Source organism: Butyrivibrio proteoclasticus P6B7, assembly GCF_000622085.1.
Taxonomy (GTDB): domain Bacteria; phylum Bacillota; class Clostridia; order Lachnospirales; family Lachnospiraceae; genus Butyrivibrio; species Butyrivibrio proteoclasticus_A.
The window spans coordinates 1-15,690 of sequence record NZ_JHWL01000004.1 but is presented as its reverse complement, the minus strand read 5'-3'; the positions used below and the strand labels follow the sequence as shown (position 1 = coordinate 15,690).

8 protein-coding genes are annotated in these 15,690 nt (G+C 44.5%); 1 reads left to right on the top strand and 7 read right to left on the bottom strand.

The features are described from left to right. Positions 1-17: 17 nt before the first annotated feature. From T541_RS0104760 to T541_RS0104740, 5 genes are all read right to left on the bottom strand, one after another. Positions 18-1,526, bottom strand: a complete 1,509-nt coding sequence (locus T541_RS0104760; protein ID WP_026651609.1) for a glutamate synthase subunit beta — start codon at positions 1,524-1,526, stop codon at positions 18-20. Between the two features lie 13 nt (positions 1,527-1,539). Next, a complete protein-coding gene (gene gltB, locus T541_RS0104755; RefSeq protein ID WP_026651607.1) occupies positions 1,540-6,048 on the bottom strand; it encodes a glutamate synthase large subunit in 4,509 nt (1,502 codons plus the stop codon). Positions 6,049-6,395: 347 nt separating this feature from the next. Continuing rightward, complete coding sequence (locus T541_RS0104750) at positions 6,396-8,504, bottom strand: glutamine synthetase III (protein ID WP_034466127.1); 2,109 nt, start codon at positions 8,502-8,504, stop codon at positions 6,396-6,398. A gap of 125 nt (positions 8,505-8,629) precedes the next feature. After that, entirely contained in the window at positions 8,630-10,213 is a 1,584-nt protein-coding gene (gene asnB, locus T541_RS0104745) for an asparagine synthase B (protein ID WP_026651605.1), read from the bottom strand. 230 nt (positions 10,214-10,443) lie between these two features. Further along, positions 10,444-12,213 (bottom strand): ammonium transporter, encoded by a 1,770-nt coding sequence (locus tag T541_RS0104740; RefSeq protein WP_026651604.1) that lies wholly within the window; start codon positions 12,211-12,213, stop codon positions 10,444-10,446. A gap of 428 nt (positions 12,214-12,641) precedes the next feature. Here T541_RS0104740 and T541_RS0104735 point away from each other — a divergent pair, with 428 nt between their 5' ends. After that, positions 12,642-13,742, top strand: a complete 1,101-nt coding sequence (locus T541_RS0104735) for a ribose-phosphate pyrophosphokinase (RefSeq protein ID WP_026651603.1) — start codon at positions 12,642-12,644, stop codon at positions 13,740-13,742. On the opposite strand, the gene T541_RS0104730 is transcribed toward T541_RS0104735, so the two are convergent. Together T541_RS0104730 and T541_RS0104725 are read right to left on the bottom strand one after the other, a co-directional pair. Beyond that, positions 13,729-14,943, bottom strand: coding sequence for an LL-diaminopimelate aminotransferase (locus tag T541_RS0104730; protein ID WP_026651602.1), 1,215 nt, complete (start codon positions 14,941-14,943; stop codon positions 13,729-13,731). The two genes, T541_RS0104735 and T541_RS0104730, sit on opposite strands and share 14 nt — an antisense overlap. A gap of 156 nt (positions 14,944-15,099) precedes the next feature. After that, the coding region (locus T541_RS0104725) for a WG repeat-containing protein (RefSeq protein ID WP_026651601.1) at positions 15,100-15,690 on the bottom strand (591 nt) is incomplete at its 5' end.

Here is a 15,690-nt window from a genome sequence, read left to right as displayed (position 1 = left end):
CAATGACTTCTTTAAGATTATAGATTTGAATATCCCATAAGGTATGTATCCACTTCCTTAGCGCAGGCGCGACCTTCTGCTATAGCCCACACAACCAGTGACTGGCCTCTGTGCATATCTCCTGCGGAAAAGAGCTTGGTTCCTTCGATGTGATATTTATCAGGCGAAGTTGTGGCAACAGTGCCTCTTGGACCTCTCTCAAGCTTAAAGGCCTCTGCAGCGTAGTCTTCACAGCCTACAAAGCCTGTAGCAATAAGTAAAAGGTCACACTTTATCTTTTTCTCTGTACCCTTAACCTCAGTGAGCTTACCATCCTTAAAGGCAACCTTAACAGTTTCGATTTCCTTGATGTTACCCTTCTTATCGGTGGTTACGCTCTTAACTGTGGTTTCAAATACACGAGGATCCTCGCCATATACGTAGATAGCCTCCTCGTGACCATAGTCGGTCTTAAGGACCTTTGGCCACTCTGGCCATGGGTTACTTGCACTTCTCTCTACCGGAGGCTTAGGCATCATCTCAAGGGCTGTTACACTCTTTGCTCCCTGTCTTATAACTGTACCGATGCAGTCATTACCTGTATCTCCGCCGCCTACGATAACTACGTTCTTACCGGCTGCGTCGATGTAATCACTCTTGATATTGGTAACATAATACTTAAGGCTCTCTACTGTTCTATCCTCACACTCAAGTAAAGTCTTTGTGGTTCTTGTAAGGAAGTCCACAGCATAGTAAACACCCTTTATCTTATCAGGGTCAGCCACAGGAAGAGGCCTTGCCTTCTTGGCACCACAGCATAATACCACAGCGTCAAAGCTATCCAGTAGCTCTTTTGCCTTCTTGTCCTTACCAACGTCGACTCCTGTGTGGAATACAACACCCTCATCCTCCATGAGCTTTCTTCGTCTTTCGATAACTGACTTATCAAGCTTCATGTTAGGAATTCCGTACATGAGAAGACCACCAACACGGTCCTCCCTTTCAAATACTTCAACCAGATGGCCTCTGTGATTGAGCTCATCAGCTACAGCAAGACCTGATGGGCCACTTCCAACTACAGCCACTCTCTTGCCACTTCTGATGGCTGGAACCATAGGCTTAATGTATCCATTTTTGTAGGCTGTCTCCACCAGGAACAGCTCATTGTCATGGACTGTGACTGCATCACCATTCTGACCACACATGCAGGCCTTTTCACAGAGGGCCGGGCAAACTCTTCCTGTAAATTCAGGGAAGTTGCTGGTCTTGTGAAGTCTGTCAAAGGCGTGACTGTCATGTCCTTTGTAAATCTCATCGTTCCACTCAGGGATAAGGTTATGGAGCGGACACCCCGTAACCATTCCTCCTAAGTTAATTGCTGACTGGCAGAAGGGAACTCCGCAGTTCATACATCTTGCGGCCTGCTGCCTTCTCTTATCTGAATCCAGATAGGTGTGGAATTCCTCAAAGTTCTTTATTCTGTCCTTTGGAGGAATATCCCTATTGTTAGTTCTTTTATATTCAAGAAATCCTGTATCTTTTCCCATAACTCTTATCTCCTTAGTTAAGCTCCTTGAAGGCTTCAAGGACTGCGTTTTCGTGATCTATTCCCTGCTCCTCGTACTTGCCAATGGCTGTCAGCATCTTCTGATAGTCGTTAGGTACGATCTTCTTAAAGTCAGGAATAAACTCCTCGAACCTTTCCAGGATCTCTTTTCCAAGCTCTGAATCTGTCTCTTTTACGTAATCCTCCAAAATACCACGAAGCTCTGCTATGTCGTATTTCTCAGTTACTTCGCAAAGAGAAGCCATATCCTTGTTCATTCTAAGATAAAGAGTATGTTCTCTGTCCAGTACGTATGCGATTCCGCCGCTCATACCTGCGGCAAAGTTCTTGCCTGTCATACCAAGGATCACAGCTCTTCCGCCGGTCATGTACTCAAGACCGTGATCGCCGCAGCCCTCAGAAACAGCCACTGCTCCGGAATTTCTTACAGCAAATCTCTCTCCTGCAATACCGCAGACATAGGCCTTACCTGCTGTTGCGCCATAAAGAGCTACATTACCAATGATGATGTTCTCGCTGGCCTTATAAGTAGCCTTCTTCTGAGGTCTTACCACAACCTTACCGCCAGATAATCCCTTTCCAAAGCCGTCGTTGGCATCACCAAACAGGCGCAGTGTAACACCCTTTGGAAGGAAGGCGCCAAAGGACTGGCCGCCGCCACCATTTGCCTTAACCACAATGGAATCATCAGGCAAGGTATTCTTGTAATCCCTTGTAACTCGGCTTCCAAGAAGAGCTCCGAAGCTTCGATCTGTACTGGATACATTAACCTCCATGGAGATCTGCTCAGATCCTTTCTTAAGGCTCTCCTTCCTTTTCTCATATTCAGGAATGAGCACCTTGGAATCCAGAGTCTTCTCAAGACCAAAGTTGTATTCATCCTTAGGATTAAAGTGATTGTTCTTTCTTCCAACATATTCTGGAGCAAGGATCCTTGAAAGATCTGCAGCATCCTTGCATCTTACTGATGGGATGTGTCTCATCTTAAGGCAGTCAGTTCTTCCCACCATTTCTTCAAGCTTTCTAAAGCCCAGCATACTCATGATCTCACGAAGCTGTCTTGCAACAAAGAGCATGAAGTTCATGACGTACTCTGGCTTTCCTGTGAATCTCTTTCTAAGCTCCTCGTTCTGTGTAGCGATACCAAATGGGCAGGTATCCTTTGAGCAGACTCTCATCATCATACAGCCCATACATACAAGTGGCGCTGTGGCAAAGCCAAATTCCTCAGCTCCAAGAAGGGCTGCTATAGCCACGTCTCTACCGGTCATGAGCTTACCGTCGGTTTCAAGAACCACGTGGCTTCTAAGACCGTTATCAAGAAGGGACTGATGGGCCTCACTTACGCCCAGCTCCCAAGGAAGTCCTGCATGGTGCACTGATGAAGAAGGAGCAGCTCCTGTACCTCCGTCATAGCCTGAAATAAGGATAACTGAAGCTCCAGCCTTGGCAACACCAGAGGCAATGGTTCCTACACCTGCCTCAGACACCAGCTTAACTGAAATCCTTGCCTTATCGTTGGCATTCTTAAGATCATAGATAAGCTGCGCCAGATCCTCGATTGAATAGATATCATGGTGAGGTGGTGGTGAAATAAGGGCTACGCCTGGGGTTGAGAATCTTGTCTTGGCAACCCAAGGATATACCTTCTTTCCTGGAAGATGTCCGCCTTCACCTGGCTTAGCACCCTGTGCCATCTTAATCTGGATTTCTTTTGCACTTAAAAGGTACTGGCTGGTAACACCAAATCGTCCTGATGCCACCTGCTTAACAGCGCTATTTCTCTCAGTTCCAAAGCGGGCCTCATCCTCGCCGCCTTCACCGGTGTTGGACTTACCCTGAAGCCTATTCATGGCAATAGCCAGAGTCTCATGAGCCTCCTTGGAAAGAGAACCATAACTCATGGCACCAGTCTGGAAGCGCTTTACGATTTCCTCTTCGCTTTCAACCTCTTCGATCGGCACAGGCTTCTTAGCTGGAACGAAGGATAAAAGAGCTCGTAGGGTATGAGGCTTGTCCTCGTCGTCCACCATCTGGGTGTACTCCTTGAATCTCTCGTAGTCCCCTTCCCTTACAGCTCTCTGGAGGGTCACGATGGTCTTAGGACTGTACATGTGATCTTCCTTGTCATCTCCACTTCTAAGATTGTGGAAGCCGGTAGAATCAAGGGTTGTATCGATAGAAAGTCCCAGTGGATCAAAGGCCGCATTATGTCTAAGTTCCACATCCTCTCCGATTTCCTCGATTCCTATGCCGCCCACACGGCTTGTGGTACCGGTGAAGTACTTATCCACCATCTCCTTAGAAAGGCCGATGGCTTCAAAGATTCTGGCTGACTGATAGGACTGCAGGGTTGAGATACCCATCTTGGCTGCGATCTTAACAACGCCGCCAAGAAGCGCTTTATTATAATCAGCAATAGCTGTGTGATAGTCTTTATCAAGTATTCCAATATCAATAAGCTCTGCAATGCACTCCTGAGCCAGGTAAGGATGAATAGCTCGTGCACCAAAGCCAAGCAGGGTTGCGATCTGATGAACGTCTCTTGGCTCGCCGCTTTCAAGGATAAGAGAAACGGCGGTGCGCTGCTTGGTCCTTACAAGGTGCTGCTCCACTGAGGATACAGCAAGCAGGGAAGGAATTGGCATGTGGTTCTCATCAACGCCTCTGTCTGAGAGGATGATGATGTTGACACCATCTGCAACTGCCCTGTCCACGGATACATCCAGTTGCTCCAAAGCTCTTTCTACAGGTGTGTTCTTATAGTACAAAAGAGATATCTTCCTAACCTTAAAGCCCACCTGATCCAGGGCCTCGATCTTCATAAGGTCAACTCCTGTAAGAATCGGGCTGTTAACCTCAAGAACCCGGCAGTTATCACTCTTTTCTTTTAACAGGTTACCGTCAGATCCGATGTAGACTGTGGTATCTGTTACCACCTTCTCACGAAGGGAGTCAATAGGCGGGTTTGTAACCTGGGCAAAGAGCTGTTTAAAGTAGCAGAACAGCATCTGATGATGATTGGAAAGCATAGCAAGTGGGATGTCAGTACCCATGGAAACTGTAGGCTCAATACCATTCATAGCCATAGGCATGATCTGGTTTTTGACATCCTCGTAGGTGTAACCAAATACCTTGTAGAGCTTATCACGCATCTCCTGGGTATTGGTTGGGATCTTTTTATTTGGAATAGAAAGCTCTCCCAAGTGAAGAAGGTATCTGTCAAGCCACTCTCCGTAAGGCTTTGCCTTTGAGAATTTCTCTTTTACCTCTTCATCTGAGATGATCCTGCCCTCCTTAGTGTCCACAAGGAGCATGTGTCCCGGTGAAAGGCGGGACTTCTTAAGTATTGTCTCCTCTGGAATATCCAGAACGCCAACCTCAGATGCCAGAATAAGTCTGCCATCCTTAGTAACGTAGTATCTGGAAGGTCTAAGGCCGTTACGGTCAAGGGTTGCTCCGAATACGTCACCGTCTGTAAAAAGAACTGCTGCAGGACCATCCCAAGGCTCCATCATAGTTGCATAGTAGTGATAGAAGTCCTTTCTGTCCTTGGCCATGAAGTCATTGTGTTTCCAAGGCTCTGGAATTGTGATCATCATGGCAAGTGGTAGATCCATGCCGTTCATGTAAAGGAATTCCAGTGTGTTATCCAGCATTGCTGAGTCAGAGCCTGAAGAAGCGATGACAGGATATACCTTTCCAAGGTCGTCCCCAAAGGTATCTGATGACATGGTCTCTTCTCTGGCCAGCATTCTGTCGCTGTTACCACGAATTGTATTGATCTCACCGTTGTGAGCGATTATTCTGTATGGATGAGCACGCTGCCATGAAGGTGTTGTATTGGTTGAGAATCTTGAGTGAACCATGGCAATGGCCGTAAGGTAATCAGGAGATACCAGATCCTCGTAGAAATTACGAAGCTGGCCCACCAGGAACATTCCCTTATAGACAATGGTTCTGGATGAAAATGAGCAGATATAGGTATCTTCTGAGGACTTCTCATACTCTCTTCTAAGGCAGTAGAGGCGTCTGTCAAAGTCTATGCCTCTTTCAACATTTGAGGGTCTTTCAATGAAGCACTGACAGATGTGAGGCATGCAGTTCTTTGCCACTTCTCCAAGAATCTCAGGGTGGATCGTAACATCACGCCAGCCAAGAACTTTGAGGTTCTCTTTCTCTGCAATGACTTCCAGCATGCGCTTTGCGAACATTCTCTTCATAGAATCCTGTGGAAAAAAGAACATTCCTATGCCGTAGTCACCTGCGCTCTTTAATGATATGCCAATTTTCTTTGCTTCCTTTGAGAAAAATTTGTGAGAGATCTGCACGAGGATACCGACACCGTCGCCAACTTTTCCGGAGGCGTCTTTACCAGCGCGGTGTTCGAGTTTCTCAACGATAGAGAGGGCATCGTCCAGTACCTTATTATCGGGGGTGCCGTCTATATTGATGACTGCACCTATTCCGCAGGCATCTCTTTCATTCATCCATGGTTCCATTTGTGGGTCTCCTTCCTTTTGCAATCCACCGCATGTTAGCACTGTGAACCGCTAAAGCTTTGAATATACGCCAAATCATGCCTCTGCTCGCGTTTCCTCGTTGTGAGATTCTACGGTTCATATCAGAAAAAAGTCTCATTTCACAGTCGTTCAGAACAATCGACTTTTTTCTGATATTTCACCTAGAATCTCATCAACTCGTGCAAATGCCTCGCATCGACATGATCAGGTGTATCTCCAGAAAGCTTTAGCTCACTTCAAGCGCTAAGCCTCTATTTTTTGCTGGCCTTTGGTATCTGCCTTCCGGCGGGTTGCTTATATAATTCTATTTCTTTTTCAACTTTTTCTTATCTAAGTGAGAAGAGCATCTGTCCGTAGGTAGGATAGCTAAGGTACTTCTCTGGGATGAGGGCTTCTGCCTCATCTGCGTACTTACGAAGCTCGTCCATGTCTGCAAGGACTGTTGCCTGATAGTAAGAAGCTGCCTCAAGGTTCTCTGTAAGACCTTCTGCTGTCTTAGTGTCATCAGAAAGCTTTGTAAGAGCCTGTCCCATCTTGAAGCTTGCATCATCAAGGGCCTTAAGAAGTCCAAGCTCAAGCTTGCAGCTTCCATCTCCAAGAAGTTCCTTCTTCTGAACTACTTCCTTACTAAGATCCTTCTGATAAGCTACGATACCCTCTGTAAGGTCTTTTCTTACCATCTCCTGCATAGTAAGGGACTCGATATGGATTGACTTTGAGTAGTTCTCAAGGAGAATCTCATATCTTGAGTGGATCTCTTCCTTAGTGAAGATGTGGTGTCTTGTGAAGAGATCAATTGACTGATCTGAAATCCAGTATGGCATTGCATCTGGAAGAGACTTAAGGTTTGGAAGTCCTCTCTTTGCTGCTTCCTCAACCCACTCGTCTGTATATCCATTTCCGTTGAAAAGAACTCTCTTATGAGCCTCAAGGGTCTGTCTTAAGATATCCTTGATATTCTTCTTAAGTTCTTCTGGACCGTAGCCTGAAAGCTTAGCGTAGAGCTTTGCAACCTCTTCTGCTACTGCTGTGTTGAGAACGATGTTAGCGTTGGCAACTGATACTGCAGAACCAGGCATACGGAACTCGAACTTGTTACCAGTAAATGCAAATGGTGATGTTCTGTTTCTGTCTGTGTTGTCCTTAGTAAAGTGTGGAAGTACTGTAGCTCCCATAGACATCTGTACCTTTGCAGCGCTCTGATAGTCTGTGCCATCGACTACGCTCTGAAGTACTTCTGCAAGCTCATCACCTACGAAGATTGAGATGATAGCTGGAGGTGCCTCGTTACCGCCAAGTCTGTGATCGTTGCCGGCAGATGCAACAGAAAGTCTAAGGATTGGTGCATACTCATCAACTGCTGCGATTACTGCTGTAAGGAATACTAGGAAAGGAATGTTCTCAGCTGGTGTCTTACCAGGATCAAGAAGATTCATTCCTGTATCTGTGCAAACTGACCAGTTGTTATGCTTACCAGATCCGTTGATTCCCTCGAATGGCTTCTCGTGAAGGAGGCAAGCGTAATTGTGCTTGTCAGCAACCTTCTTCATAACTTCCATTGTGAGCTGGTTGTGATCTACAGCGATGTTAGCTGTCTCAAATACTGGTGCAAGCTCGTGCTGAGAAGGAGCAACCTCGTTGTGCTTGGTCTTTGCTGGAATTCCAAGCTTCCAAAGTTCTTCATCAAGGTCATGCATGTATGCAGAAACCTTAGGCTTAATAACACCAAAGTAGTGATCCTCCATCTCCTGACCCTTGGTCGCTGGCGCACCAATAAGTGTTCTACCTGTGAGAAGAAGGTCTTTTCTCTTCTTATAGAAATCCTTGTCAATAAGGAAATATTCCTGCTCTGAACCGATTGTTGTGCTTACTCTGGCAACATCCTTGTATCCGAGAAGATGAAGCATCTTAACTGATTCTTCAGAAAGAGCTTCCATAGATCTAAGGAGAGGTGTCTTTTTATCAAGAGCTTCTCCGCCGTAAGAACAGAAGGCTGTTGGAATGTATAAAGAGCCGTCTTTGATAAATGCTGGTGATGAAGGATCCCATGCTGTATAGCCTCTAGCCTCGAATGTTGCTCTAAGACCGCCACTTGGGAAGCTTGATGCATCAGGCTCGCCCTTTACAAGCTCTTTTCCTGAGAACTCCATGATGATTGTTCCGTCATCACTTGGTGAAATGAAGCTGTCGTGCTTCTCAGCTGTAAGGCCTGTCATAGGCTGGAACCAGTGTGTGAAGTGTGTTGCACCGTTCTCGATTGCCCATTCCTTCATAACTGCTGCAACGCAGTTAGCCACATCAAGCTCAAGATGTGTGCCCTTTTCTATTGTCTTGTGAACTGCCTTGTAAATGTCCTTTGGAAGGCGTTCTCTCATGATCTTGTCGTTGAATACTAAGCTTCCAAACTCCTCTGTAAGTTTTCCTGCTTCTATCATTTTTCATTCCTCCTAAATTGTATTTATAATCTACTCTACTCCTGGATATCCACTAAATTCGACAAAACCTCATTAAGTGGATCCCAGAGGTTCGCACTAGGCTCGAAAATACCTCGCCAAGTGCTCTACTCTCCGCTAGCCCCATAATTGGCAAGCACACGAGCTGAAGGATCTGTTACATTGCAGCCCTTCCAGCTCTTATTTGGCATCCAGAAATCTTTTACCATCTCTGACTGACCTTCGTAGTACTTCTCAAAGATCTCTCTATATAGAAGCGATTCCTTTGTAAATGGAGTCGCATGTGTATACTTCTTTCTGCGGATCTCATATTCTGCGTAGCTGTACTTAGCATCTGCATACTCCATAAGATCATCTCTAAGTGAATGTCCCACTGCATCAGAAAAGGCTGCCTTTTCTCTCATGAGAATCGACCTTGGAATAAGTTCATCCTTTTCAAAGGCCTTACGTAAAAGAAATTTGCCGATTCCGTAGGTGTTGAGCTTCTTGTTTGGATCAATGCTCATGCAGTAGTCCACAAAATCCAAATCTCCAAATGGTACTCTTGCCTCAAGACTGTTAACGCTTATGCATCTGTCAGCTCTAAGCACATCGTACATGTGGATCTCTCGGATTCTCTTTTCTGCCTCCTGCTGGAAAGCCTCCGCTGAAGGAGCAAAATCCGTGTACTTGTAACCAAAGATCTCATCTGATATCTCCCCAGTAAGGATTACCTTGATATCAGTGTTCTCGTGGATCCATTTGCACAACAGGTACATTCCAATGGAAGCCCTTATTGTGGTGATGTCATAGGTTCCAAGGGCCTTGATAACTGGCTCAATGGCTTCCACCACATCCTTTTGTGAAATGATAACCTCGTGATGATCACTTCCTATATAATTTGCAACCTCCCTTGCATACTTAAGATCGATTGCATCTATATCCATTCCAATCGCAAAGGTCTGAAGAGGCTTGTCTAAGATCTTAGCCGCTACGCCGCACACCAGCGATGAATCAAGACCTCCTGATAAAAGAAATCCCACAGGCGCGTCAGCATCAAGTCTCTTTTCAATACCCTTGTAGAGCTTGTCGTGAATCTTAGTGGTAATGGTTTCTAAGCTGTCAAAAGAAATCTCTTTTACCTTAGCCATATCTCTATAGCAGACAAACTCGCCATCCTTGTAGTAATGTCCTGGAGGGAAAGGCATTATCCTCTTACACACTCCAGTCAGGTTCTTGGGTTCTGAGGCAAATAAAATGTATCCCTCATCGTCGTAGCCATAGTACAAAGGCCTGATTCCTATCGGATCCCTTGCTGCTATGAACTCATCCTTCTCTCCGTCATAGATGACGCAGGCAAACTCTGCATCCAAAAGAGCAAACATACTTGTTCCAAGCTTTTCATATAGAGGAAGAAGTATCTCGCAATCACTGTCACTCTTGAACGAATAGCCAAGAGAAATCAGATACTCTTTCAAAGCTCTAAAGCCGTACAGCTCTCCATTACATACCACGTAATTATTATTAAGATTAAAAGGCTGCATTCCATTTTCATTAAGCCCCATAATTGAAAGGCGATTAAATCCAAGATATCCTCCTTCTACCCTAATAACCCTGCTCATGTCAGGTCCGCGGGAAGCTGTTCTTTGAAGCAGTTCTTCAAAGGCTTCCTGCGAAATCGACTTACGTGCATATGTAAGTATTGCGCACATACTGCTACCTCCTAATAATTATTCTTATTCCCGGAGTGGAGAAGTTGTGAGTGTATATAAGCGAAGCATTTGATCGAGCTGATGAAGTCCAAGGTGAAATATCAGAAAAATGTCGAGTGTTCCGAATACAATGAGATGAGACATTTTTCTGATATGAGCCGATGGAATTCACAGCGAGGAAACGTGAGCTTAGATACACTCTCACTTCTTCAGCGCGGGATTAGTAACATTTACTCAACGTCAGCCAGTGCAGCTGCGCCTTCTTCTCCAGTGCGGATCTTGACTACGTTGTCGAGAGAATATACGAAGATCTTTCCATCACCGATGTGGCCGGTGTAAAGAGCCTTCTTGGCAGCCTCGATAACATCCTCAACTGGGATCTTACTAATAACAACCTCAAGCTTAATCTTGGGAAGGAGAGTGGCATCCATCTCGACTCCACGATACATTTCGCCAGAACCTTTCTGGACGCCACATCCCATGACTTGAGTAACAGTCATTCCGGTAACACCAAGATCGTTCATTGCACGTCTTAACTTATCGTACCGGGACAACTTAGCGATAATGACAACTTTATGAATACCTGATTCTGTATGTACAGGTGCTGCTACTACTGGAACTGAAGCCTTCTTCTGAATCTCAGAAGCTGCCTCGTATTCGCTGACACCAAGATCTGTATTTTCGTTAACTGCCATGTTAAGAGTGTTGGAAACATCCATGATGGCAAATCCTGAATAAGCTGATGCAAGACCATGCTCTGTAGAATCAAGACCAAGGATTTCCTCTTCCTCTGAAACACGAAGGCCCATAATAGCCTTAATTGCGAAGAATGTGATTGTGATTGTAACTGTTGTCCAAGCTGCTACTGCTGCAAAGCCAACAATCTGAATTCCAAGAAGCTTAAATCCGCCGCCGTAGAAAAGACCTGTCATCTCGTTGCCAGCTGCATCTGCGATTGAATAGCCAGGAGCTGTGTTTGTTGCAAAAAGACCTACAGCGATTGTTCCCCAGATACCGTTTAAGCAGTGAACTGCTACAGCACCAACAGGATCATCAACGTGAAGCTTGTAATCAAGGAACCAAACACCGAAGCAAACCAAAAGACCTGCAACGATACCAATTACGATTGCGCCAAATGCATCTGTTACATCGCAAGGAGCTGTGATAGCTACAAGACCAGCAAGAGAAGCGTTAAGACACATAGAAACATCAGGCTTACCATACTTAACCCATGTGAAGATCATACATGTTACAGTTGCAAGAGCTGGAGCAATAGTTGTTGTTACAAATACTGATCCAAGCTGCTCGATTGATGTGCAGGCTGCACCGTTGAATCCGTACCAGCCAAGCCAAAGGATGAATACACCAAGAGCTGCAGCTACAAGGTTGTGACCAGGGAAAGCATTGACCTTTGTGATCTTTCCGTTCTTATCTCTTTCGAACTTACCAATACGTGGTCCAAGGATTGCTGCACCGATAAGAGCTGAGATACCGCCAACCATGTGAATACATGTAGAACCTGCGAAATCATGGAAGCCCATATTTGCAAGGAATCCACCGCCCCATGTCCAATGAGCTTCAATAGGATAAATAACTGCTGAGATAACTGCCGAGTACACACAATATGAAATGAATTTTGTTCTCTCAGCCATGGAACCTGAAACGATTGTTGCTGTTGTTGCACAGAATACCAAGTTAAATACGAAATTTGACCAGTCGAAGTTTGCATAGTTTGTGAAAATGTCAAAGCCAGGTCTTCCGATGAGACCAGCCATATCTTCACCAAGAAGCAGACCAAAACCGATAAGAATAAATACTACAGTACCAATACAGAAGTCCATCAGATTCTTCATGATGATGTTTCCTGTATTCTTTGCTCTTGTAAAGCCGGCCTCGCACATGGCAAATCCTGCCTGCATCCAGAATACAAGGGCTGCGCCAATTAAGAACCAGACGCCGAAAACGCTTGAATTTATAGAACTTAAGATTTCCTCACTCATACACTTTTTCTCCTCTCCTGTTTCACATGGCAGTTAAAAGAAATATCTTTTTAAACAAAAAGCGACGCAACAGGCACGCTACGAATCCGCAGCATGATGCCCCATTGCATCGCTTTAGTTTATATGCCTGAATACATGTATACAGATGACCTTATGCCATCCCCCAGGAGTATGCATCCAGACGTCTTTTCAATTTCAAAACATACCGTGTGATAAACAAAAAGCGCCTTAGAGTGTTATCTCTAAGACGCCGTTGTCTTTATAGTTTGTTATATTACTCTTACAAAAGTACACTGTCAATAACTTTTTTCAGAATTTTTTTTCTTTGTAAGTCATTGGGGACGGTTCTGATTGACTTACTTTACATACTCGCACCAAAAAACGTATAATTGTTATTGCAAAGGTGTTTGATTTACAGGAGAAAGCCTATGAAAGACGATCTTGCATTAATCGCACTTGAATCTTATATTACCCGTGGCACTAAGATTGACCACATTCTTAAGGAATGGCGAGGAGGAGATACCTTCCTTGTTCCATGTAAGTGTCCTCGTTTTGCCAGTGGCGAAGCCAAGGGCATCATCGTTGATTCCATCAGAGATAAGGACGTATATATTTTAGTGGATGTCAGCAACAACTCCATCCGCTACGAGATGGACGGTGAGCTTAACCGCATGTCCCCTGACGACAACTACCAGGACCTTAAGCGCATTATCGCTGCCTGCAACGGAAAGGCTAAGAGGATCACTGTTGTTATGCCATTTCTCTATGAAGGCAGACAGCACCGTAAGATCCTACGCGAGTCCCTGGACTGCGCTGTTATGTTAAAAGAGCTAGAGGCTATGGGCGTAGATTGTCTGGTAACCTTCGATGCCCATGATCCAAGAATGCAGAACGTGGTGCCTCTTAAGGGAATTGAGAACGTCTCTCCTGCCCTTCAGTTTACTCAGGTTCTCCTTACAGAATACGAGGATATTCAAATAGATCCTGAGCACCTTATGTTCATTGCTCCTGACGAGGGCGCTGTTGAGCGCGTTGTATTCATGGCCTCCGTCTTTGGAGTTGATATAGGAATGTTCTACAAAAGAAGAGACTATGCCAACATCGTTAATGGCTCCAACCCTATCGTTGCCCATGATTTCTGCGGTCGCGACCTAAAGGGCATGGATGTTATCGTAGTTGACGACATGATTGCCTCCGGCGGCAGCATCATCGATGTGTGTGCTCAGCTTAAGATAAGGGGCGTTAAGAGGATCTTTATCTTCGCCACCTTTGGTCTATTCTCCAGTGGCTTTGCCAAGATCGATAAAGCCTACGAGACAGGCCTTTTTGATAAGATCTTCACTACCAACCTGGTCTACCAGAAAGAGGAGCTTCTTAACAGGGAATATTACTACAGCGTCAATATGAACCGCTACATTGCAGCCATCATCGACAACCTGAATAAGAACAACTCCATGACACCACTGGTTAAGCCAGAGAAGCGTATGCGTGAAACCATTGCAAATTACGTGCCAATCATAAAGACTTGATTCTCTCCATAGCCTCGATGGTTCTCTGTCTGTCACCGAAGGCTGTGAGACGGAAGAAGAGCTCTCCGCTTGGTCCAAAGCCTGAGCCTGGTGTTCCTACCACATTGGCCTTTTCAAGAAGGAGGTCAAAGAACTCCCAGCTGGTCATGTTGTCCCTTGTCTTAAGCCAGATGTATGGGGCATTTACGCCGCCTGATACCTGGTATCCCATTTCCTTAAGGCCATCATAGATGATCTTGGCATTTCCCATGTACCATGCGATCTGATCCTTGATCTGCTTCTGGCCCTCCTCTGAATATACTGCTGCACCTGCCTTCTGAACAATGTATGGAGCTCCGTTGTACTTGGTTCCATGTCTTCTTGCCCACAGCGGCCACAAAGCCTCTCCGCCAGCCTTAAGCTCTTTTGGCACAACTGTAAATCCAAGTCTGAGCCCAGTAAATCCTGCGGTCTTGGAAAAAGATCTAAACTCGATAGCACACTCCTTGGCACCGTCGCACTCATAGATGCTGTGAGGAACGTCATCTTCAGAGATATAGGACTCATAGGCAGCATCATAGAGAATGATAGCCTGGTTCTTGCGTGCATAATCAACCCACTTCTGAAGCTCATCCTTCTTCATTACAGCTCCAGTTGGGTTATTAGGAAAGCACAGATAGATAAGATCCGGAGTCTCCTTAGGAAGCTCAGGCATAAAGCCATTTTCCTCTGTACATGGCATGTAGATCACGTTAGAAAAACGCATTGTGGCTTCGTCATATTCTCCGCATCTTCCAGCCATAACGTTAGAATCCACATATACAGGATAAACAGGATCGCACACCGCAATCTTATTATCAAGCGCAAAAATCTCCTGAATATTACTGCAGTCGCTCTTAGCTCCGTCAGATACAAAAATCTCATCAGCCGCTATATCACAGCCCCTTGCCTTATAATCCTTTTCAGCAATTGTATTCCTAAGGAACTCATATCCAAGATCTGGAGCATATCCCTTGAATGTGTCCTTGTTTCCCATTTCATCAACTGCACTATGGAGCTCTTTTATAATCTCTGGAGCAATTGGCTGAGTAACATCACCAATTCCAAGCCTAATAATGTCTGCTTCAGGATGCTTTTCCTGAAACTCTCTTACCTTCCTTGCTACAGTAGAGAACAAATAGTTGCCAGGAAGCTTTAAATAATTGTCATTAACCTTAACCATAATTAACCTCTATTCTTATATATTATTTATTAACCATTTGAGCATAGGCGCATAAAAATAGGCGCCTTGAACTAAATGTCCAAGACGCCCTTGCCTTTTACAAAGTACAGATTACAACAATCACTTTACTTTGTCAAAGTTATCGGTACTCAGATATTATGGTATTTCAACTAAATTCACACCATTAAAATAGTCATAAATAGTTTTATATTTTGGTTCGATAACCCATTCGCCTTTATTATTCACAAAACCAAATAAATCATTTTCATCTTTTGCTGATGCAAGTCCATTATCAGAAAATCCACCAAGAAATTTAAAAGATGGTTCTATCACAAAATTGCCACTATGATCTATACATCCATAAAGCCCGTCTATTTCAACAGATGCATATCCGTTTTCAAACTCGTTAGCAAAATCAAAACTATAATCTGTCAATGCTTTTCCACTTTTATCGAAATATGCATATTTTCGATCATCATTTCTTACAACAGTAAAGCCTTCAGAAAAAATATATCCATCAATATCTATTACTTCTGTTCCTTTAGTATCTATAAAAAATGATCTTCCATTTACATAAACTGGTGCAACACCATCATTAAAATCAAAAGCTGTATCGTATATCTCTGAAATAACAATATCGCCATTTATATCAATATAACCATATTTCCCATTCTTACCTTTAACAACAGCTAATCCATCTTTTGAAAACGAACTTGCACCATAGAACTTTGGCTCAATTATCACTTC

Bases quoted from the DNA above. Each gene is read 5' to 3' on its own strand.
- T541_RS0104760 (WP_026651609.1), bottom strand. From the start codon at position 1,526: ATGGGAAAAGATACAGGATTTCTTGAATATAAAAGAACTAACAATAGG.
- gltB (WP_026651607.1), bottom strand. From the start codon at position 6,048: ATGGAACCATGGATGAATGAAAGAGATGCCTGCGGAATAGGTGCAGTC.
- T541_RS0104750 (WP_034466127.1), bottom strand. From the start codon at position 8,504: ATGATAGAAGCAGGAAAACTTACAGAGGAGTTTGGAAGCTTAGTATTC.
- asnB (WP_026651605.1), bottom strand. From the start codon at position 10,213: ATGTGCGCAATACTTACATATGCACGTAAGTCGATTTCGCAGGAAGCC.
- T541_RS0104740 (WP_026651604.1), bottom strand. From the start codon at position 12,213: ATGAGTGAGGAAATCTTAAGTTCTATAAATTCAAGCGTTTTCGGCGTC.
- T541_RS0104735 (WP_026651603.1), top strand. From the start codon at position 12,642: ATGAAAGACGATCTTGCATTAATCGCACTTGAATCTTATATTACCCGT.
- T541_RS0104730 (WP_026651602.1), bottom strand. From the start codon at position 14,943: ATGGTTAAGGTTAATGACAATTATTTAAAGCTTCCTGGCAACTATTTG.